The 19,511-nt window shown below is 52.2% G+C and carries 20 protein-coding genes and 1 other RNA gene; 6 read left to right on the top strand and 15 right to left on the bottom strand.

Annotation, left to right across the window (positions count from 1 at the left end; all coding sequences use genetic code 11):
* Positions 1 to 287: 287 nt before the first annotated feature.
* The 4 genes from ACFVTB_RS11235 to ACFVTB_RS11220 form a co-directional block, all read right to left on the bottom strand.
* Positions 288 to 1,055 carry a pseudouridine synthase gene (locus tag ACFVTB_RS11235; protein WP_387748485.1) on the bottom strand — a complete coding sequence of 256 codons (768 nt, stop codon included), beginning with the start codon at positions 1,053 to 1,055 and terminating at the stop codon, positions 288 to 290.
* Positions 1,056 to 2,666, bottom strand: coding sequence for an RsmB/NOP family class I SAM-dependent RNA methyltransferase (locus ACFVTB_RS11230; RefSeq protein ID WP_387748483.1), 1,611 nt, complete (start codon positions 2,664 to 2,666; stop codon positions 1,056 to 1,058).
* Between the two features lie 220 nt (positions 2,667 to 2,886).
* A complete protein-coding gene (gene yjbM, locus ACFVTB_RS11225; protein ID WP_387748481.1) occupies positions 2,887 to 3,690 on the bottom strand; it encodes a GTP diphosphokinase in 804 nt (267 codons plus the stop codon).
* A 17-nt stretch (positions 3,691 to 3,707) separates the two neighbouring features.
* On the bottom strand, positions 3,708 to 4,805 hold the full coding sequence (locus ACFVTB_RS11220) for a quinone-dependent dihydroorotate dehydrogenase (protein WP_387748599.1): 1,098 nt from the start codon (positions 4,803 to 4,805) through the stop codon (positions 3,708 to 3,710).
* A 181-nt stretch (positions 4,806 to 4,986) separates the two neighbouring features.
* Between ACFVTB_RS11220 and ACFVTB_RS11215 the strand changes: the two genes are divergently transcribed.
* Positions 4,987 to 5,127, top strand: coding sequence for a hypothetical protein (locus ACFVTB_RS11215; RefSeq protein ID WP_387748479.1), 141 nt, complete (start codon positions 4,987 to 4,989; stop codon positions 5,125 to 5,127).
* Positions 5,128 to 5,131: 4 nt separating this feature from the next.
* On the opposite strand, the gene ACFVTB_RS11210 is transcribed toward ACFVTB_RS11215, so the two are convergent.
* The 3 genes from ACFVTB_RS11210 to ACFVTB_RS11200 all read right to left on the bottom strand — a co-directional run bounded on the left by ACFVTB_RS11210 (position 5,132) and on the right by ACFVTB_RS11200 (position 8,289).
* Positions 5,132 to 6,511 carry a L,D-transpeptidase gene (locus ACFVTB_RS11210; protein ID WP_387748477.1) on the bottom strand — a complete coding sequence of 460 codons (1,380 nt, stop codon included), beginning with the start codon at positions 6,509 to 6,511 and terminating at the stop codon, positions 5,132 to 5,134.
* A gap of 116 nt (positions 6,512 to 6,627) precedes the next feature.
* Positions 6,628 to 6,864 (bottom strand): ferredoxin, encoded by a 237-nt coding sequence (locus tag ACFVTB_RS11205; RefSeq protein WP_387748475.1) that lies wholly within the window; start codon positions 6,862 to 6,864, stop codon positions 6,628 to 6,630.
* A 150-nt stretch (positions 6,865 to 7,014) separates the two neighbouring features.
* The gene (locus tag ACFVTB_RS11200; protein ID WP_387748472.1) at positions 7,015 to 8,289 is read right to left on the bottom strand and encodes a DNA polymerase IV; all 1,275 of its coding nucleotides are present in this window, start codon (positions 8,287 to 8,289) and stop codon (positions 7,015 to 7,017) included.
* 203 nt (positions 8,290 to 8,492) lie between these two features.
* On the opposite strand from ACFVTB_RS11200, the gene cimA reads away from it, so the two are divergent.
* Positions 8,493 to 10,106 (top strand): citramalate synthase, encoded by a 1,614-nt coding sequence (gene cimA, locus ACFVTB_RS11195; RefSeq protein WP_387748470.1) that lies wholly within the window; start codon positions 8,493 to 8,495, stop codon positions 10,104 to 10,106.
* Between the two features lie 113 nt (positions 10,107 to 10,219).
* On the opposite strand, the gene ACFVTB_RS11190 is transcribed toward cimA, so the two are convergent.
* The gene (locus tag ACFVTB_RS11190; RefSeq protein ID WP_387748468.1) at positions 10,220 to 10,753 is read right to left on the bottom strand and encodes a TlpA family protein disulfide reductase; all 534 of its coding nucleotides are present in this window, start codon (positions 10,751 to 10,753) and stop codon (positions 10,220 to 10,222) included.
* A 158-nt stretch (positions 10,754 to 10,911) separates the two neighbouring features.
* Between ACFVTB_RS11190 and ACFVTB_RS11185 the strand changes: the two genes are divergently transcribed.
* Positions 10,912 to 11,367, top strand: coding sequence for a M67 family metallopeptidase (locus ACFVTB_RS11185; RefSeq protein WP_387748466.1), 456 nt, complete (start codon positions 10,912 to 10,914; stop codon positions 11,365 to 11,367).
* Here the strand turns inward: ACFVTB_RS11185 and ACFVTB_RS11180 are convergent.
* From ACFVTB_RS11180 to ACFVTB_RS11170, 3 genes are read right to left on the bottom strand one after another with little or no spacing between them, the layout of a single operon-like run.
* On the bottom strand, positions 11,353 to 12,087 hold the full coding sequence (locus ACFVTB_RS11180; RefSeq protein WP_387748464.1) for a 3'-5' exonuclease: 735 nt from the start codon (positions 12,085 to 12,087) through the stop codon (positions 11,353 to 11,355). The two genes, ACFVTB_RS11185 and ACFVTB_RS11180, sit on opposite strands and share 15 nt — an antisense overlap.
* A 15-nt stretch (positions 12,088 to 12,102) precedes the next feature.
* The gene (locus ACFVTB_RS11175) at positions 12,103 to 13,170 is read right to left on the bottom strand and encodes a DUF294 nucleotidyltransferase-like domain-containing protein (protein ID WP_387748462.1); all 1,068 of its coding nucleotides are present in this window, start codon (positions 13,168 to 13,170) and stop codon (positions 12,103 to 12,105) included.
* Between the two features lie 38 nt (positions 13,171 to 13,208).
* On the bottom strand, positions 13,209 to 14,564 hold the full coding sequence (locus tag ACFVTB_RS11170; RefSeq protein WP_387748460.1) for an ammonium transporter: 1,356 nt from the start codon (positions 14,562 to 14,564) through the stop codon (positions 13,209 to 13,211).
* Between the two features lie 374 nt (positions 14,565 to 14,938).
* On the opposite strand from ACFVTB_RS11170, the gene ACFVTB_RS11165 reads away from it, so the two are divergent.
* Together ACFVTB_RS11165 and ACFVTB_RS11160 are read left to right on the top strand one after the other, a co-directional pair.
* A complete protein-coding gene (locus ACFVTB_RS11165; protein ID WP_387748458.1) occupies positions 14,939 to 15,370 on the top strand; it encodes a MerR family transcriptional regulator in 432 nt (143 codons plus the stop codon).
* A 57-nt stretch (positions 15,371 to 15,427) separates the two neighbouring features.
* Positions 15,428 to 16,111 carry a zinc metallopeptidase gene (locus ACFVTB_RS11160; protein ID WP_387748456.1) on the top strand — a complete coding sequence of 228 codons (684 nt, stop codon included), beginning with the start codon at positions 15,428 to 15,430 and terminating at the stop codon, positions 16,109 to 16,111.
* A 341-nt stretch (positions 16,112 to 16,452) separates the two neighbouring features.
* Here ACFVTB_RS11160 and gltC read toward each other — a convergent pair whose 3' ends face one another.
* Together gltC and ACFVTB_RS11150 are read right to left on the bottom strand one after the other, a co-directional pair.
* A complete protein-coding gene (gene gltC, locus ACFVTB_RS11155; RefSeq protein WP_387748454.1) occupies positions 16,453 to 17,352 on the bottom strand; it encodes a glutamate biosynthesis transcriptional regulator GltC in 900 nt (299 codons plus the stop codon).
* 37 nt (positions 17,353 to 17,389) lie between these two features.
* Positions 17,390 to 18,031 (bottom strand): rhomboid family intramembrane serine protease, encoded by a 642-nt coding sequence (locus tag ACFVTB_RS11150; protein WP_387748452.1) that lies wholly within the window; start codon positions 18,029 to 18,031, stop codon positions 17,390 to 17,392.
* 97 nt (positions 18,032 to 18,128) lie between these two features.
* Here ACFVTB_RS11150 and tpx point away from each other — a divergent pair, with 97 nt between their 5' ends.
* Entirely contained in the window at positions 18,129 to 18,647 is a 519-nt protein-coding gene (gene tpx, locus ACFVTB_RS11145; protein ID WP_387748450.1) for a thiol peroxidase, read from the top strand.
* 95 nt (positions 18,648 to 18,742) lie between these two features.
* Here the strand turns inward: tpx and ACFVTB_RS11140 are convergent, their stop codons facing one another.
* Positions 18,743 to 19,138 (bottom strand): DUF1499 domain-containing protein, encoded by a 396-nt coding sequence (locus ACFVTB_RS11140; protein ID WP_387748448.1) that lies wholly within the window; start codon positions 19,136 to 19,138, stop codon positions 18,743 to 18,745.
* 160 nt (positions 19,139 to 19,298) lie between these two features.
* A non-coding RNA gene (gene ssrS / locus ACFVTB_RS11135) (6S RNA) lies at positions 19,299 to 19,481 on the bottom strand.
* Positions 19,482 to 19,511: the final 30 nt, after the last annotated feature.

The raw sequence follows: 19,511 nt of genomic DNA, 5'->3' as shown, positions 1-19,511 counted from the left end.
ATTCCAGGCATTCCATTCGATTAGCAGCATGCGCCGAACCGCCGCCGGATTCTATTACAGGGAGGAATTTGCGTGTCTGGTGTATTTGGAGGCTCCTCGACGGTCGGATTCATCCTCGTCCTGTTCATCCTGCTGGTGATCATTTCGAGAGGCGCTCTCATCTAATCGAATAGCTGAAAGCGAGAAAAAGCCGCCCTTGCCAGGCGGCTTTTTCCTATTTTATATAGGGCAACAGACGTAACGCCCCTGCGAGCGTCTATAACCCATTCATCTGCTGTCTCAAATGCTCAAGAATGGCGTTCCGCCGCATCCGGTCTCCGGTAGCTGCGCAGCAGCTCCACCTCTGCCACCGTCAGCTCCCGGTACTCGCCTTCCGCAAGCTTTTCGTCAAGAAGCAGCGGCCCCATAGCCGATCGCTTCAAATAAAGCACCTTTTTGCCGACCGCTTCGAACATCCGCTTCACCTGATGAAACTTTCCTTCCATAATGGTGAGCTCAATGCTGCTGCGCGTCTCGCCGTCCTCCTGCGTTTTGTCGGCAACGACGAGCTCAGATGGCATCGTAACGTAGCCGTCGTCCAGCTCGACGCCGGCAACGAACGCTTGCCTGTCTTCCTCGCCAACATCGCCCGATACGATTGCCTCGTACGTTTTCGGCACATGCTTACGCGGTGATAAAAGCTCATGCGCCAGCTGCCCGTCGTTGGTCAGCAGCAGCAAACCAACCGTATCTTTATCGAGCCTTCCCACCGGAAACGGCTCCATTCGCCTGTCTTCCGGTGACAACAAGTCGAGTACCGTCCGCTCGCGGCGGTCTTCGGTAGCCGATATGACGCCTGGCGGCTTGTTCAGCATTAAGTAAATGAACTCGCGATAGACAGCCGCTTCCCCGCCGACCTCTACCCGCTGACTGTCCGGGTCGACGATCAATCCCCCGTCCTTCGCCACGGCATCGTCCACTGTTACAATGCCTTGCTTAATCAGCTTTTTAATCTCGCTCCTCGTTCCAAAGCCGGTATGCGAAAGCAGCTTGTCCAGCCTCATCCTCTTCGCCATTTATACGTACCTCCAACCAGCCGGCAGCTCGTTCTTCAGCATGCCGCCGTCCGAATATTTACCCCACCCGAGCGGATAGCCCTCAACGCAGACGAGCACATACCCTCTCAAGGCCGCTTTGTTCCTATCGCTATCGCCTTCCACGAGCTCGACGGCCTCGGGTTCGACAAAGAGCGTCTCTCCCTTCAAATAGCGAATGACTGCCGGATCTTCAGACGAGAAACGGATCGACCGTTTCGCCCACTGTTTTTGCAAGCCCATCGCAAGCGCTTGCGACGGCTCGAACCGTCCGCGTTCCGCTTCTCCGACATACCATCCCGCCCGGACGACCCGAACGCCGTCCAGCGACGGCAGCTCCTGCGGCTGCAAATAGACGCGGGAACCGAACGCGACGATCTTACCTTCGTCCCACCCGCTTCCCGTCAAATTCGCCTGCGCAAATTGCAGCCAGGAAGCGGCGGCGTCTTCCGTCCGTTCCACGGGACGTGATGCTCCGCGTCCTTTCAGGTTCCCGCCAGCCTTGCCTGCGTGCCGTTTCTCGCCGGCCTGCAGCGCCAATCGATCTTTCTTTCCTCTCGACCTTGAACGATCATTGTCGCTGACGCTAAGCGCCTTCGTTTCAACCGTCCGCTCTTCCATTTCAGCCGGCGGCTTTGCTTCGCCGCTATCCTCCCGTTTCCGCAGCACGGCCGCATAATGGCCTTCCCCTTCCAGCAAATGAGGCCACAGCCGCACCGTTCCGGCGATCGAAGCGAGCCGTTCCGCGTCTAATTCGTCCTTTGCTTCACCGGCCCAATCTGGATTGCCTGGCCGCCAGCCGAAGTCATGCTCCGACGGCAACAGTTCAAAATGAGGATTAGCGGCTAGAAACGCGGCGATTTGCGCTTCATTTTCCTCGGGAGAGAATGTGCAGGTCGAATAGACAATCACTCCGCCCGGCGCAAGCAACAGAGCCGCGTCTCGCAAAATGTCTCGCTGCATAACGCTGCAGCGCTCAACCGAATGCTTTTCCCAGCCGGCGATCATCGAATCGTCCTTGCGGAACATGCCTTCGCCGGAGCAAGGCGCATCGATCAGAATACGGTCGAACCATCCCCGGAAAGCCGGAATTAACGCCGAAGGCTCGGCGTTTAGCACGACGGCGTTGCGAACGCCCGCCAGCTCGATATTTTTAGCAAGCGCCTTCGTCCGTTCGCTCGCATTGTCATTGCTGACCAGCACGCCGCGGCCTTGCAGCTTGCCGGCGATTTGCGTCGATTTGCCGCCCGGCGCGGCGCAAAGATCGAGCACTCGATGACCCGGCTGTACATCCAATAATTCAACCGGCGCCATCGCGCTCGGCTCTTGGATATAATAAAGCCCGGCATGATAAAACGGATGCTTGCCCGGGCGCATGTCCTCCTTGTAATAATAGCCGTCCCCGTTCCAAGGGACGCGGCGCAAGTCGCTGCCGAACGGAGTAATCGCCCGCCATTCATCCGCATTCAGCTTCAGCCGGTTAAGCCGAAGCCCGTATAAGCGTTCATGCTCGTACGAGGCCATAAATGGCGCAAATTCATCCCCCAGCAGCTGTTCCATTTTCGTTAAAAAAGCGCGCGGTAATTCTATCATCTCTTCCCCCTGATTGTCGAAGCCTCTGTCATCGGACCTCTTAATGTCCGGTTACCGATTCTATCTATTACCTGTCCAGTCGATATCAAACTGAGTATACCTTAGGACGTCTGTCATTTCAAAAACCAGATTGGCCGCCATTCTCTCTAGCTGCCCATTCCGCCAAAATCCCCCGTTTCGCCTGTCCGCGAAACGGGGGATTTTGGCGTAGACGCCGCGCCTACGATTGGTTATTTTTCTTAGCCCGCACAATGGCCGCTTCAATCTCGGACGCCAGCTGCTTCAAACCGAACATATCCTCTTGCTCCCACAGCTCGTTGAATTTCAACTGAAATTGCGCCGCCTCGCGAACTCTGTGAAAGTAATACAGCGTCTGAATATTGTTCAGCACTTTCGTAACGACGTTCGAGCCTTCCTCGAAGCCGCGCTGCGCATCCAATATTTCGTGCCGGATGCTCGACATCTCGGTATCGAGCTGGAAAGCCGCCTCGGCCGCCTTTTTCAATCGCTCGCGAACGTCCTCCGGCAAGCTTTCTTTATATTTATAATTAAGCGAGTGCTCGATCGTCGCCCAGAAGTTCATCGCCAGCGTGCGAATCTGAATTTCGGCCAGCACGATTTTTTGTCCAAGCGCAGTTTGCACCGGATATTCGACAATCATATGGTAGCTGCGATAGCCGCTATCCTTATAATTGGTTATATAATCCTTCTCGTAAACGAGCGTAAGGTCCTTACGGGACCGGATCAACCCGGCCACCCGGTGAATGTCGTCCACAAACTGGCACATTATACGGATGCCGGCGATATCCTCAATGCCCGTTTCCATCTGATCAGGCGGAACCTGCAGCCGTTTCGCTTTTTCCAATATGCTCGATATTTTTTTGACTCGGCCGGTAACGAATTCGATTGGCGCATAAGCTTCTCGCATTTTCAGCTCGACTCGCATCGTTTTCAGCTTCACTTTCAGTTCTTCTACAGCTTGCTCATAGGGCTGTAAAAATAGATTCCAGTTCCTTCCGTCCATCCGGCCGCCTCCTGTTCCTAACGATGATCCGCGCCTACTGCTTCCGATATGCTGCGGTAGCCGTCCTTACGCAATTTTTCCTTTAAGCCGTCCGTCAGTTCGCGGAGCACGCCCGGTCCTTTATAGATGAGGGATGTATAAATTTCTACAAGCGATGCGCCCGCGCGAATTTTATCGTATGCGTCCGAGGCATTAAAAATACCGCCGGAGCCGATAATCGGCAGTTTACCCTCTGTTTGCTTATAAATAGCGCGAATAATTTCTGTCGAACGCTGGCGCAGCGGCAGTCCGCTAAGTCCACCCGCTTCCCCGGCGTTGGCATGCGTCAAGCCGTCCCGCGATAACGTCGTATTGGTAGCGATGATGCCTGCAACACCGCTTTCCTGGATCGTCGCCACCGTTAATTCCAACTGCTCGTCCGTCATGTCTGGAGCGATCTTCACCAGCACCGGCTTAGGCGGTTTTCCGGCGATCTTCGCTTGTGCGTTCATTTCCTCCCGCACTTCGCCAAGCAGCGTGCGCAGCTCGTCGCCATGCTGCAGCGCCCGCAGGTCGGGCGTATTCGGGGAGCTGATATTGACGACGAAGAAATCACCGTGCGCATACAACACTTTTATGCAGGAGCGATAATCTTCGTGCGCCCACTCGTTCTCGGTCACTTTGTTTTTGCCGATGTTGACCGCAACCGGAATACGCCGCACCTTCCGGCCTTCCAACTGCTTCGCCATGGCTTCCGCTCCATCGTTATTGAAGCCCATCCGGTTGATTAGCGCTTCGTCCGAAGGCAGCCGGAACAGTCTCGGCAGCTCGTTGCCGGGCTGTCCTTTCGGCGTAACGGTGCCGACTTCGGCAAATCCGAGGCCGATATTCGAGAAGGAATCGACCGCTTTCGCGTTTTTGTCCAGTCCAGCCGCCAACCCGACCGGATGCGGGAAGCGTAGGCCGAACAGATCGACTGTCAGCTCTGGCGATTCCGCCACACCGTACATGGCGTTCAGCAAACCGTTGAAGCCTGGCACTTTGCCCGCGGTATGTAGCCCGTCTATAATAAGATGATGGGCCTTCTCTGCGTCCATATTGAACAATACAGGTTTAAGTATCGAAGAATAAAGCACTGCCATTCACTCCGTTCTCATAATGCGTTAAGCATGTCCTACCCTTCAGTTTAGCTTTTTTATGCCAAAAAGAAAAGAGCCTTGCCGTAGCTAGGACTCTTCATGATATTGCGGCAATCTGAGAAAACGATTACAATATTTATTGATTATTCATATTACGCGATAGAAAGGTTGATTGTCGATGAGTACGGCGAAACGGAAGCCTCCGGCGTTAAAAACAAAACCAAAAGAAGAGGTCAATAAGAAAGCGCTCGTATGGGCGGGATCTATCGTTGGCATAGTTGTCGTTGCGGTTGCTGTTCTATTGATTGTCAATCCGTAACGCATTAATTCAGCCATCGATAAACTTTATCGGGATTCGTTTCGTTCGCCTGCGGCGCCAGCTTGAACCTTTTGGCTGGAGCCTGCTGCTTGGACGGAAGGGTCCCGTTTTTTATCGTCACAGCCGTGCCAAGCGGAACCAGATCGTACAGCTCTTCGACATCCTTCCGGCCCATTCGGATGCAGCCATGCGACTCATCCTTACCGATGCTGTCTGGCTCGTCCGTGCCATGTATCGCATACAGCGTATTGGAAAGCGCCATACCGCGGCTGCCGAACTCTCCGTCATCGCGGCCGTTCGGATTTCTTACCTTCTCGCTTATTTGGAACAATCCTTCAGGCGTTTCATCGCCGCCCAATCCTACTGGATAGCTGCGCACGACGATGTCGCCGCTGACAACCGCCAGCTGGTGCGTCGCTTTGTCGATAACGATTTCGAGCGGCTTGCGCCAGCTGCCATGCACCGCTTCTTCTCCTTCTGTTATAGCAGACACGGATAGCGGCGGCTTCCCTTCGCTTCCCTTCTTGCCTCCCTCCGCCGCACGTTCGGCCGCATCCGCTTTTACCGCCGCAAGCAGCGGCGCGAACATTCGCTTCATCTCGCTCGAATCGCCGGAAAGCACGTTGCGGGGATAAGGCTGGGTCAGCTGGTCCAGTCGTTCCGGCCATTTTCCGTAAAGCCGGTTATATTGGAATATGGCGCTGGATAACGTCCAGCGGGTTTCTTGTTTTTGCGCCCATTCGGTCAGCTTGGACTGAAGCTGCCTGTCATCCATTGGCACACAGTTGCAGGCTCCCCGGTCATACATTCGAACTTGCAGCGGAGCGGCTTCATTTTCTCTTTCAACCGACATGACGAGCCGCTTGCTTCCCGTCCATTTGCGCCAGCCGTCCTCCTCTTCAAGCCGGGCCGCGACGGCAAGCACCGGCTGCCTCGGCCAAGCAAGCATGGCGCTCCAAGCTTTTCCTACCTGTTCGCGCTCTTGCGGCCGGACAAGGACAACGCCAAACTGCGGTCGTATCCATGCAATGATTTGCGGCGCGTCAGCCGTCTCCGTGGAATCGTCCTGACCCCCGGGCAGCGCAACAACCAACAACAGCAGCAAGACGGCAAGACCGGCCACTCGCTGCGCCAGTCTCTTTCTCCGCTGTCTCGCGTTCCATTGCTCCAGTACTTGCTGCGGCTGACCGTCGGCTAGCGGGTGCCGCTTGCGTTCGTAGGCATCATATATTTTACCCGCTTGCAGGAAGCAGTAATTCGCTTTGCCCTCTTTACCTTGCATCATATATTGCTTGCCCAGCAAATACCATGCCATCTGATTATCGGGGTGCTGATTGACGTAGTGCTTCAAGTATAGCGTTTCTGCGTGTGTCTCCATCTCCATCCCTCCAATCCCTCCTAATACTGTATATCGGCAAATTGGAGGCAGAAACAAAGGGCACGCAAGCAAAAAGCTCCCGGCCTATGCGGGGATGCATAAGGCCGGGAGCTTCAAAATCATTACATATTAAATGGTTCGTCAGCGATTTTGATCGAATCGGTAGGGCATCCGTCGCAAGCATCCTGAAGATCGTCGTACAGATCCTCTGGAATTTCCGTATTGCCTTTATTTCCGTCGTTCGCGTAAATCACTTCGGCGATTCCATCATCGTCATAATCGTAAATATCAGGTGCCGTTGCGCCGCAAGCGCCGCAAGCGATACAGGTATCTTTCTCTACCCATGTAAACTTACCCATCACATTTCCCTCCCCAAAATATTACGGATCATTTCGGAACATTTCTCCTATAATGAAGTTATGCTTGTCTTCCGCGTGTTATCCATAGTGTAAACCTTCACTCATCAATATATAACAAACAAACGCAGCTTGGCAATAACGACCGCCTATTTATGGGCTCAAATCATCCTTCTGCAACGACGTTCCGCGGCGTTTCTTGTTACGGATCAGAGCTGACGGATCGTCCCCCAGCATACCGGCGGTCAGTACCGCGTCCTCGCCGAATTTATCCCGCAGCCGATCCATCGCAGCCGTCAGCGCCTCCTTGCGAGGCTGTTGCTCGTAGTCGAACAGATCAAGCTGAATGGCGGTATCTTCCTGCGGCGATAAATTTTGCAGTGTGATGCCAAGCAGCCGTACCGGTTCCCCGTTCGGCCAGTGGACGTCGAACAGCCGACATGCCTCTACATAGATGACATCAGCCGAATGGGTCGGCGTTCGCAGTGTATGCGATCGCGTAATCGTCGTCATATCCGGCCTCCGGATCGTAATTTGCACGGTAGCCGCCATCAGCTTTTGTCGCCGCAGCCTCCGTCCCGTCTGGTCGGCCAAATTGAGCATAATCCGGTGGACGTCCTCCGTCCGCGTCACGTCGCTTGGCAGCGTGGTCGTATGACCGATCGATTTGTTGGCTTCGCGCTCTCCGTTGACGGGAGCATGGTCAATACCATGCGCGGCTGCTTTCATCCAGGAGCCAATCGTGCCGAATTGTTTAACCAGCATCGCTTCGTCTGCCGCAGCCAGTTGGCCGATCGTGTGAATATGAAGCCTCTTGAGTTTCTCTGCCGTCTTGCCTCCGATGCCAAACAGCGTATCGCAAGGTTTATCCCAGAGCAAACCAGGCACATCGCGGATGCGAAGCACAGTCATGCCGTTTGGCTTCTTCATATCGGACGCCATTTTGGCCAGCAGCTTGTTGGGTCCGACGCCAATCGAGCAAGGCAGCGACAGCTCGCTCCGAATGCGGATCTGAATCGCCTCGGCGATGTCCAACGGCGCACCAAACAGCTTGGAACCCGTAATGTCCAAATAACACTCGTCGATGGACACCGTCTCGACTAACGGCGTATATTGGCGTGCAATCGCCATAAAACCGCGTGAATATTTGCGGTACAAATCAAAATCCGGTTGAATGAGGATCAGCTCCGGGCATTGGCGCATAGCCTGCTTCACCGTCATTCCGGTCTTAACGCCGCGCTTTCTAGCCGGATATGAGCAGGTGACGACGATGCCTTTGCGCAGCTCGATGCTGCCTGCAACCGCCGTCGGCTTTCCTTTATATAAGTCCGGCTCCTCCGCCTCATGCACGGAGCAGTAGAACGCGTTCATATCAACATGCAGGATGACGCGCCCTTTGGCCGGATTCGTTTGACCGGTCTCCCCCATCGCGGCGTCTCCTCCTTCTTCTTCAGTCTCCAGTCATCGAACGTACATTCCCATCATACCGCCGGTCCGCCGAGCAAGTCAATCAACCCTTGCCAACCGGCCAAAATAAATTACTGCCTCCTCTCTACATTCGATCTAACAAGTGCTATAATAATACATTATGATTTGTAATGGCTATCAGTGAAGGAGGCCTCCCGGCAATAATGAATACTTCGATATCGATATTCGACACAACACTCCGTGACGGGACACAAGGCGAAGGAATCAGCCTGTCAGCGGATGATAAATTGAAAATTGCGCAAAAACTCGACGCATTGGGCGTTCACTATATTGAGGGCGGCAATCCGGGCAGTAACAGCAAAGACATCGAATTTTTTCAACGCGTCAAGACGCTGAACCTGCAAGCTAAAGTGACTGCATTCGGCAGCACCCGCCGCAAGTTCAGCGAAGCCGATCAGGACGCCAGCCTCGTTCGCATCGCAGAGTCAGGCGTACCCGCCGCGACGCTTGTCGGGAAGTCTTGGGATTTCCATGTCCATACGGCCCTTCAAACAACGCTAGAAGAGAATTTGGCGATGGTTTACGATTCGATCGCTTATTTGAAGCGGAAGCAGATGGAGGCGATTTTCGACTCCGAGCATTTCTTTGACGGCTTCAAAAACAATCCGGAATACGCGTTGTCCGTATTGAGAAAAGCGCAAGATGCCGGAGCAGATTGGCTCGTCCTCTGCGATACGAACGGCGGAACGCTGCCGAACGAAATTCATGACATCGTCAGCCGCGTGCGTGCTGAGCTGACGGCGCCTATCGGCATCCATACCCATAACGACTGCGAGCTTGCCGTTGCGAATTCGCTCGCTGCCGTGCAAGCCGGAGCGCGTCAAGTGCAAGGTACGATCAACGGATACGGCGAACGGTGCGGCAATGCCAACCTTTGCTCGATTATCCCGAACCTGCAGTTGAAGCTCAATTACGATTGCTTGCCTGAAGACCGAATTCGGACATTGACGAGCACGGCGCGCTACGTCAGCGAGATCGCCAACGTGAGCATGCCGGTAGGTCAAGCCTATGTCGGCAATGCAGCGTTCGCCCATAAAGGCGGAATACACGTCTCGGCGATTATGAAGGATTCCAAGACGTACGAGCATATTGCGCCAGAGCTTGTCGGCAACAAACAGCGCATTCTCGTATCCGAGCTGGCCGGTCAAAGCAACATTATTTCCAAAGGGCAGGAGCTTGGCCTCGACGTTAACGCCAACAATGAGAAAACGAAGGAAATTATGGATCGCATCAAAGAATTGGAGCATCAGGGCTACCAATTTGAAGGCGCAGACGCTTCCCTCGAATTGCTGCTTCGGGACGCATTCGGCCAATCGGAGGAAGTATTCGTCGCCGAATCGTACAAAATGCTCATGGACAGCACGCACGGCAATATGTTGTCGGAGGCGATTGTCCGCCTGAACGTGCTTGGACAGCAAGTCTACACGGCAGCTGAGGGCAACGGTCCCGTAAATGCGCTCGACAACGCGCTTCGTAAAGCGCTTGTGCAGTTTTATCCGAAAATTAACGAAATCCATCTCTCCGACTATAAAGTGCGCGTATTCGACGAGAAGGATGCGACGGCGGCTAAAGTGCGCGTGCTCGTCGAATCCACTGATCAGCAAAATACGTGGAGCACGGTCGGCGTTTCGAGCAACGTCATTGAAGCGAGCTGGGAAGCGCTCGTTGACAGCTTCCGCTACGCCCTGCTTGGCATGTCCAACCCAGAGACGGTGCCGGTGGATAATCCAGAGCGGCTCGGCCTCGTTAATCTGTAATTCAGAGCGGCTGCTTTATCCGCTCTTAACAACATAAGAAAAGCGGAACGGACATCACTGACGATGTCCGTTCCGCTTTTTTATTTCACATATTAGGTCCGCAACGGTCGTTTCTACGACTTGTACTTCTCGATCAGCCTTTCCCATTCGGCAATCGGTATAACCCCGTTAATGCGTTCAACGATCATCCCGTTCGAATCAATCAGGAAACTGGTTGGAAACGTGTCGACTTTATATTGCTTCGTTACGTCGCCAACCCGATCCATTAAGATCGGAAACGTAAACTCATGCTCATTCACGAAATTTCTGGCTGCCCTTTCCTTGTCGAACTTCGTAGCGTTCACGCCGTACATGACAATTTGATCGCCATACTTTTCATGGAGCTCCTGCAGATCTGGCGCTTCCAGCTCGCAAGGACCGCACCAGGAAGCCCAAAAGTTGACGAATGTCAGCTTTGGCTGGGCGCCGCCCACTTGATACGATTTCTCGTCCAAGCCAGGAAGCTCGAACGAAGCCGCCTGAAAGCCCGCCTTAGGTTTAAAATCGGCCGCTTGAGCATTAAGAGCCTCATCTCCGGCTATGTATTGATAGATGGCGAATCCCGCCAAAATAAACGCAATTGCGAACCATGCCGATGCGCGCTTCATATGCTGCCCCTTCTTTCCATCTTATGCTTCACTTTCGCCTTCCATGTTACCATGAAGGGCAAGCAAGCTCAAGCGAGTGAGTCGGAAGCGCTCGCCATCCCGCTTCAATCGCTTTATAATAGCCGTAATGGATTTAGAAGAAGCAAGGAGAGCCTAAGATGAACGGAACGTATTCGATAAAAATAACACAGGAAGCGCTGCGGGAAACGATTGAGCTTTGCAGAGCAGCATGGCCGCAGGAAGCATGCGGCATTCTTCTATCGCCCTCGCCCATGCACAAGGAAAGCCTAGATCCCTTCGATCCGCCAATTGAAGCCGTGCGTCCAATCGCCAACACGCATCGCGACCCGCTCCACTCCTTTGCCTTCGATCCTGCTGAATGGACAGCCGCTTATTATGACACACAAAAAAGCCGGCAAAAAATATCCGGCTTCTTCCACTCCCATCCGTCATCGGAGGCTTTGCCGTCCGTCCGCGATGTGCGCGGATACTGGCCTGCCGACGACAGTCTCTCTTATTGGATCGTTTCGTTGTCAAACCTTGGAGAGCCGGTTGTCCGGCCTTTCGCCAGAACGAAGGACGGTTTTCAGCCGCTCGCTCTAGTGTTTGCTTAAATAAGCGTACAAGTCGCCTAGCGTCGTAATGTTGCGGTCTAAAATCCGATGTAAGTAGCTTTGCCACAATCTCGCGGTCATCAGCGAATCTTCTAACGCGTGATGCCGCTCCGTAATCGGAACCCCGGCTTCCTCAAGCAGATCATCAAGCGCATAGGAAGCTCTCTTCGGTTCCAGCCATTTCGCGACCAGCATCGTATCCAACACGCGGTGATTCAGATTGACTTTGGACGTCCGCCATAAGGCAGCGTTCAAAAATTGCTTGTCATGGCCGGAAGCATGGGCAATCAACAAACGTTTTCCGATAAACTCCATAAAGTCATGCAGCACCTGCATCAAGTCCGGAGCGTCTTGAACCATCTCGTTCGTCAGGCCCGTCAGCTCCACTATCGCACGGGGAATTCTCCTTTTCGGATTGACAAGGCTGTAAAACGTCTCTTTCTCGTACAGCTCCGTTCCTTTCATAAGCACCGCGCCGAACGAAATGATCTCATCTCCGTTGGTCGGGTAGAATCCTGTCGTTTCCAAATCGAATACGACATACTCCAGCTCTTGAAGCGGGGTTTCCAGCATCGGCTGCTTGCGCTGTTCTTTATTAACGGAACGAATAAAAGCCATTTGCTGCGCATTCTGCGAGCCAAGCATGGAGGCGATAGCGGGAGTGAATCCTCCCATCTTATAAAGACTCCACATCCTGCCGACACCTTTAGGTTCCTTCATTACGTTGCCACCGCCTTACCTGAGCCTACCCATGGTTTGCTTGTATACCGTGCGCTGCAGCCTCTTTCCAAGCCTGAGCGCGCTTTTCAATTCTTCCGTCATTTCCTTTGTCAGCTTGCGGCTCGCTAATTTACCGTTGTTGGCATATAAGCCTTCGTCGATATTCTCAGTCGTCATCAGCCGAAGACGGAGAAACAGCCTGAATGCTTGCTCGTACGCCGCGGCTTCAATGGAACTGAGATGCTCTTCCTCCACTAGACTGCGAATCCGCCTAAGCGTCGACGTATCACGAATGCCCGCCTGTACAGCTAGCAGGCGAATTGCGTTAACCATTGGAATGTAGGCTCCGTACTTAATATCCAAGCTCCCCGCATCTTCACCGTATTGCTCTTTCAGCAAATGACCAAAAACGCCGAGCAGCACTTTATGACGCATCGTATTGTCTAGCATCCGCTGAATAATAATCGGATGGTCTAGCATATCACTGAAGAAATGGTTTTTCAGTTCAACCAGCAGCTTATGCTCGCCGTACAGCGACCTTCCGTCAGCGATAATAAGCAAATACCGGACCGACTCCCATGCCGGTTCTTGAAACCAACCGTTCATCTTCTCTTTCCACTCGGACATTGACCTGCACCATTCCGGATTATTGCTGAGCACATTGCCTTCGCATGGCGGATAACCTGTTCGCTGCAAATAGCTTACCGCCTGCAAGGCCAATTGCTGAAAATAGCGCTGCACTTGCTCCGAATCAGACCCCGGGTCCTGATAGACAATGCCGCTATCCTGATCGCTGGACAGCGTTTGTTCCTCTCTCCCGCCGCTGCCGAACAATAAATAAGCGTAAGGCACGGGGGGAGAACCCATCCCCGACCGTGCCATTTCCGCTTCCGCGAGTGCAATGGCGCGGCCTATGACCGCATCATGCAACTCGTTCAATTGTTCATTAAATTGTTCGACCGGGCTCGAAGAGAGAAGAGCTTCCATCTGTTCGTGCGCTTGATCTCTCAAGCTGCGCAGCACGTTTACGTCATCGGCTTTACCGATTTGCTTTAATAGCTGCACACGGACCGAATCGGCCATTCTCTCGCCCTCTCCCCTCGGTCAGACCATCTGTTGGATTAGCCTTGAATGTTTTGACCCGATTTTTTCAGTTGCTCAGGATAACCATAAGCTCCATGTTCGCTCAGGTCAAGACCGATAATTTCTTGCTCCTCCGTAACCCGGAAGCCCATGATCCATTTCATTACGCCAAGGACAAGGAACGATGCGGCAAGAACGAATGCGCCGGCAACGACGACAGATTCGAATTGCACCCATAATTGCTTCCAGCTGCCCGTATCGATAAGGCCGCCTTGACCTACGCCCACTTTCTCAGCCAACTCTTGCGTAGCGAAGATGCCGTTTGCCAGCGTGCCCCAGATACCGGCTACACCGTGTACGGACAAAGCGAAGATTGGATCGTCAACTTTGATTTTTTCGAAAAACTTAGCGCTGAAGAATACAAGTACACCCGCGATCAAACCGATTACGACTGCCGCCCAAGGCTCAACGAATGCACAAGAAGCTGTAATGGCTACAAGGCCTGCGAGCGTTCCGTTCAATGTCGTAGTGATGTCAGCTTTGCCGAGAATCGCCCAAGAGATGAGAAGCGCTGCGAATGCGCCTGCACCTGCGCCGAGCATCGTCGTGAATGCGACATATCCGAAGAAGCCGTCGCCGATCGCCAATGTGCTGCCTGCGTTGAAGCCGAACCAGCCAACCCAGAGAAGCAATACGGACAATGCCGTAAACACTTGGTTGTGACCGGAAATTTCGTTAGCCGAACCGTCTTTGTTAAATTTACCGATACGCGGTTTCAATAGCACGGTAGCCGCGAATGCCGCGAGTGCGCCGGACAAGTGAACGACCGTAGAGCCGGCAAAGTCTTGCGCGCCGTCTTCGGCGAGCCAGCCGCCGCCCCAAATCCAATGAGCAACGATCGGATAAATGACTGCGATGAACACGATTGTAAAGATTAAGTAGGAAGATAATTTCGCACGTTCCGCGAAACCGCCCCAAGCGATGGAAAGCGATACGGCTGCGAACGCCAGCTGGAACATGAAGAATACTGAGCTTGGTACGCCTTCGCCGTCACCGGCATAACCAGGGTTGAAGAAGAAGTCGCCCCAGCCAATGAAGCCGTTGCCGCTGCCGCCGAATGCGATGCCGTATCCGACTGCCCAATAAATCAGAGCCGCAATACCTACAGTGAAGATTGTTTTGCCCGCCACATGGCCGGCGTTCTTCATTCGGGTGGAGCCCGTTTCAAGAAGGATGAAGCCGCCTTGCATGAGCAATACGAGCACGAAAGCGACCATGACCCACAACGAATTGATTCCGATGTCCAGCGACTTGCCAGATGGATCATCGGCAAAAGCCATTGCCGGGAACACCAGACTTAGCGCCCCTAATGTGATAAGTAATTTCTTGACCATGACGACCACTCCCTCAGTGTTATGTTTTCTTACATGTGATGAAAGTCTTAATGTCATTATAGTCAGAAGTGCTCAGTTTGACAATACACTTTCCTCAATTTTTCGAAAAAAATCTAACGTTCGTGTCTCGTTTTAGTTCAAATGTTAAGTTTTTTAACAGTTTTGAAGTAGTTAAACTGCCGAAGAAAGCGTATTCTTCGCATTTTGACTATACTGACGTACTTCCCTTCTTTAATAGAAGTCTTTTTCCGTCCGTTTTGCGGATGATTTTCCGATAATTACACGAGCATGTAACACGTTTGACTGTATGGTTCATTTTTGATTATCATAGAAGTAGAGATAACAGGGAGAAGGAAGGTGGAGAACATGGGGATATGAAGCTCTATCGCATTGGCGAATTAGCCAAGTTGGCCGGCATCAGCCCTCGTACCATAGATTTCTATACATCCACGGGATTAATCGAGCCGTCGGAACGTTCGGCGAAAAACTATCGTCTCTATAATGATGAAACTTTACTCCGTCTCGAACGTATTGAATCTTTGAAGAAGGAAAAGTATACGCTCGACGAGATCAAAAGCATGATCGCCGCTTGGGAAGATGTGACCGCCCAAGAGAAGGTGTCGCAGAAGCTGCTGGACCTGCAGCATCATTTAAGCCAAATCGAGAAGGAAGTCAAGGAACTCGAGCCGGTTATTAAGCAAATGAAGCCCCGGCAGGCCAACAAAATGTACACCCGGCTCATGCCACAGACTGTAGCGTGTATCGAAGCGCTCATGCTGCTCATGAATAAAGGGAACTTTATGTAGTAAAGCCGAGACGCTCCGTATCCGACAATAAAGACAAAATAATGGAGGTAAATCGTTATGCTACTATTCCATCCGATGGATTTTCTCATCCTAATCGCGTTTGCGATTTCCATTTGGGCTCAATTCCGTGTCAAAGGTACGTTCAACAAATGGACCGAAGTGCAAGCCATGAGCGGATTGACCGGTTATCAGGCGGCAAGAAGAATGTTGGACAACAACGGACTGCACGATGTGCCGATCGAACCGATTCCAGGACGTCTGACCGACCACTACGACCCAATCAACCGCGTCGTTAGACTTTCGGAGCCCGTTTACTACGAAAGCTCCATTTCGGCCATCTCGGTCGCTTGTCACGAAATCGGACACGCGATCCAGCACAAGGAAAGCTATCCGATGCTGGTGCTGCGCCACCGCATTTTCCCGGTCGTCAACTTTGCTTCCGGCTTGGCTCCGTTTCTGCTGATCGGCGGCTTCCTGTTCCAAGCAACCGGCTTGATCGGCCTCGGCATCATTTTCTTCTCGGTCGCGGTTGCGTTCCAGCTCATTACATTGCCGGTCGAGTTCAACGCCAGCAGCCGGGCGCGCGACTTGATGATTTCGGAAGGCTTTATTACGAACGATGAAGAACGCGGCGTAGCAAAAGTGCTCAATGCGGCGGCGCTCACTTACGTAGCCGCGGCGCTTATCTCGCTGCTCGAGCTCGTCAAATACATTATGATCTTCACCTCCAACCGGGATTAATCCGATGGAGCAAACAGGCATCTTCTTAACGAGGATGCCTGTTTTTTTTGCATGCAGCAATATAAAAAAAGGACTCAAAACCCAAATCAGTTCTTGACTATAAGTGAGTGGAAGCGCTGCGGGTCAGAGGGTTCTTCCGATCGCCATTAAAGCCTGATTCCTTATTTAATAGTTGTCTGCGGTAGAAATCTTGCTTTAAAAGCGAACACTATCGTTTCTCCAGAATCCCTCTGACCCTCCGCTGCTCTCTCCTATTGCGTCAAGCACTGATTTTAAGTTTGAGCAAAAAAAAGAGCAACCAGCTGTTAGCTGGTTGCCCTGAATATTCGTTATAAAGTACTTCATTTTTTCATAATATCGTTAAAATGATTCGTCAGAAAGCCGTGAAATACTTTTGCGACAAGCGGCAGCTTCTCGCCGGAGCGGTGAATGATGCCGATCGTTCGGGTAACCTTCGGATTTTCTACACGAATTTTCGCAGGCTGTAGAGCCCCTCCATGATGAAGCGCCATCTCAGGCAGCAAGCTGACGCCCATACCGGCGGCGACCAAACCCCGGATCGTCTCCGTCTCCTCGCCTTCAAAGCCGATTTTAGGGGTAAATCCGGCCTTTAGACAAGCTTCCCACACAATCGGCCGCAAAGAATAGCCTTCGCTGAAAAGTACGAATGTTTCGTCCTTCAAGTCGGCCAAATCGATTCGTTCTTTGTTTGACAAACGGTGCCCGGGAGGCAAAATCGCGTACAGCTCCTCCGTTAGCAGCACCTGGCCGGAAACCTGATCATGCTCGTCCGGAAATGGCGATATAAAAGCGAGATCGATCTCCCCTTGAACCATATCCCGAATAAGCGTTGGGTACATCCCTTGCTTGAACCTGAATTTGACGTTAGGATGCTTCTTCCGAAACGCGGCGACGACTTGCGGGATGAGTGAAACGCCAAGACTGTGCGGAAAGCCGAGCCGAATTTCTCCTCTCTCGGGGTCGAGAAATTCGTGGATTTCCACCACCATCCGCTCAAGGTCGGCCAATATCACTTCCGCCCGTTTCAGAAACAACTGGCCGACGGGCGTCAATTGCAAGTTTCTTCCCTTTTGAAGAAACAGCTTAACGCCCAACTCCTCCTCGAGCTGGTGAATTTGCCGGCTTACCGCCGACTGCGCCACATGCAGCTCCTCGGCCGCCTGCGTCACGTGTTCTTTTTTTGCTACCTTAACAAAGTAATAAAGCTGACGAAGTTCCATAACGTCTCCTTCATTCTAATAGTCCATGCAACGGAAGTTATCTCGCCCGTTTGCGGCGAACCATTGCGCGGTCAAGCAGTCCGTAAAGAAGAAAGCCGGCCAACCCGCCGCCTACGTGGCCCCATAAGCTTATTTTCGGTATCAAAATCGAATATATAATACCAAATACCAAAATCGTATAAACGGTTTTGCGCGATCCGTCATCCAGCCATGCTTTGCGGAACAGCGCAATGTACAAGAAGGCCCCGTAAACGCCGTAAATCGCTCCAGACGCTCCGACAGCAAGCAACGGCCCGTCTCCGAGCACCAGCTGCATTACAGCGCTGAATGCGCTGGCGAGAACGCCGCATAGCAGGTAGAACAACAAGTAGCGCGGTTTCTTCAGCAAACGTTCGAGCGGCGGAGCGAAAACAAGCAGCGAAAACATATTAAACAACAGATGTTGAAAGCCCGCATGCATAAACATCGATGTCACATAACGCCAAGGTTCCAATATACCATACGGATCAACATCGGGAAGGGTTACAAAAGCTCCGTACTTTATTAGCGTGTACGTATCGGTTGTACCTCCGTTTAGCGCGACAACGATAAAATAAACAATATTGAGGGCAATCAAAATGACGGTTACCGGATAAAGCCGCAAATATTCGCGAAAGCTTTCGTATCGTAAAAAAATCAAGACAATCATCTCCTTGCTGTATTGGACAATAACGATTCATTACGATTATAATAAATTTGGTATTGACCATTCAAATTTAAGGAGAGGTGTTCTTGCTATGACGCAAACACGTACCGGCGCTGCCACGTTTAAAGGCAACCCTATTACTTTGATCGGACCGGAATTGAAAGCCGGCGATAAAGCTCCAGATTTTACTGTTAGCAAATCGCTTGTCGAAGAAGTTTCCTTGAAGGATTTTGCAGGTAAAATCAAGCTGATCAGCGTCGTTCCTTCGATCGACACCGGCGTATGCGACGCGCAAACCCGCCGTTTCAATGAAGAAGCAGCCGCTCTCGGCGACAATGTAGTCGTTCTGACGGTCAGCGTTGACCTGCCGTTCGCCCAATCCCGCTGGTGCGGTGCTGCCGGCGTTGACAAAGTTGTCCTGCTGTCCGATTACAAAACGCGCAGCTTCGGCGAAGCTTACGGCGTTTACATTCAAGAGCTTGGCCTTGATATGCGCTCCATCTTCGTTATCGACGCCGACGATCAAATCCGTTATGTCGAGTACTTGGGTGAAATGACTGAGCATCCGAACTACGAGCAAGCCGTACAAGCGGTAAAAGCACTCGTCTAAGATTCAAAGACAGGGCAGGGTTGTACATACATACGCATTACGACCCTTACGCACAAACAAAGCGAGTGAAGGCTAAACCTTCCTCGCTTTGTTTTTTAACGGTTAGCGCTCAGTTTGTAGGCGCCTAGCTTCTTGTCCAGCGTACGGTAAATATCGAGAATAACCCGGTAGTTGGAGCCCAAATCGCCCATCGAGCCGCGAGAGGCGGAGTAAATGTCTACAGCGGAATTGACAGGATTGACGCTGATAACCGAAACGGTAATATCCATCGTACGGCCGAACGCGGTTCTTTTCTCAACGACGATCTCTCCGACGGATTGCACCTCGTGCAACACCTTGTAGCCTTGCATTTTCTTTAAAGTAGATACGACCTCGTCCCAAGCCTTCTCCTTGGAGAGCTTGTAGAAATGAGATTTGAGCAGAGGGTCCTTCGCTTTATCCCCTGTCTGTTCATGACTGCGCAGCAGCCCGATTAAGGTCCGCTTTAACAACGACGATCTCCTCCTCCGGCAAAATATGTACGGTCTGTGTTCATACTTTGATTTCCGCCGCAATCCGCATGCGTAAACCGGTTACGCCGACATCTATATTCATAATAAGAGGCTTCGCGCCGTCTTTCAACCTACCGCAAAGCCTCCTCGTATGGGCATAAAAAAACCCGCATATGCCGTCCGACTTACATGTTTCTGAACCCGCTCTCGCAGGTGGGTGTCCGCAGAAACGGTTATGAGATCCCTTTTCGAGGGCATGTCAGCCGCGCTTCAATATTGAACTCCCTTGAAACAGCCATTGGTTCAAAACAACGAAAAGCCGAAACGAACATCGCAGGATGTATAGACCATTATAGACGTATCGGCGGTAAAA

It is taken from the genome of Paenibacillus sp. NPDC058071, assembly GCF_042885235.1.
Classification (GTDB): domain Bacteria; phylum Bacillota; class Bacilli; order Paenibacillales; family Paenibacillaceae; genus Pristimantibacillus.
The sequence above is the reverse complement of the archived record's forward strand: the minus strand, read 5'-3'. Positions and strand labels throughout refer to the sequence as shown.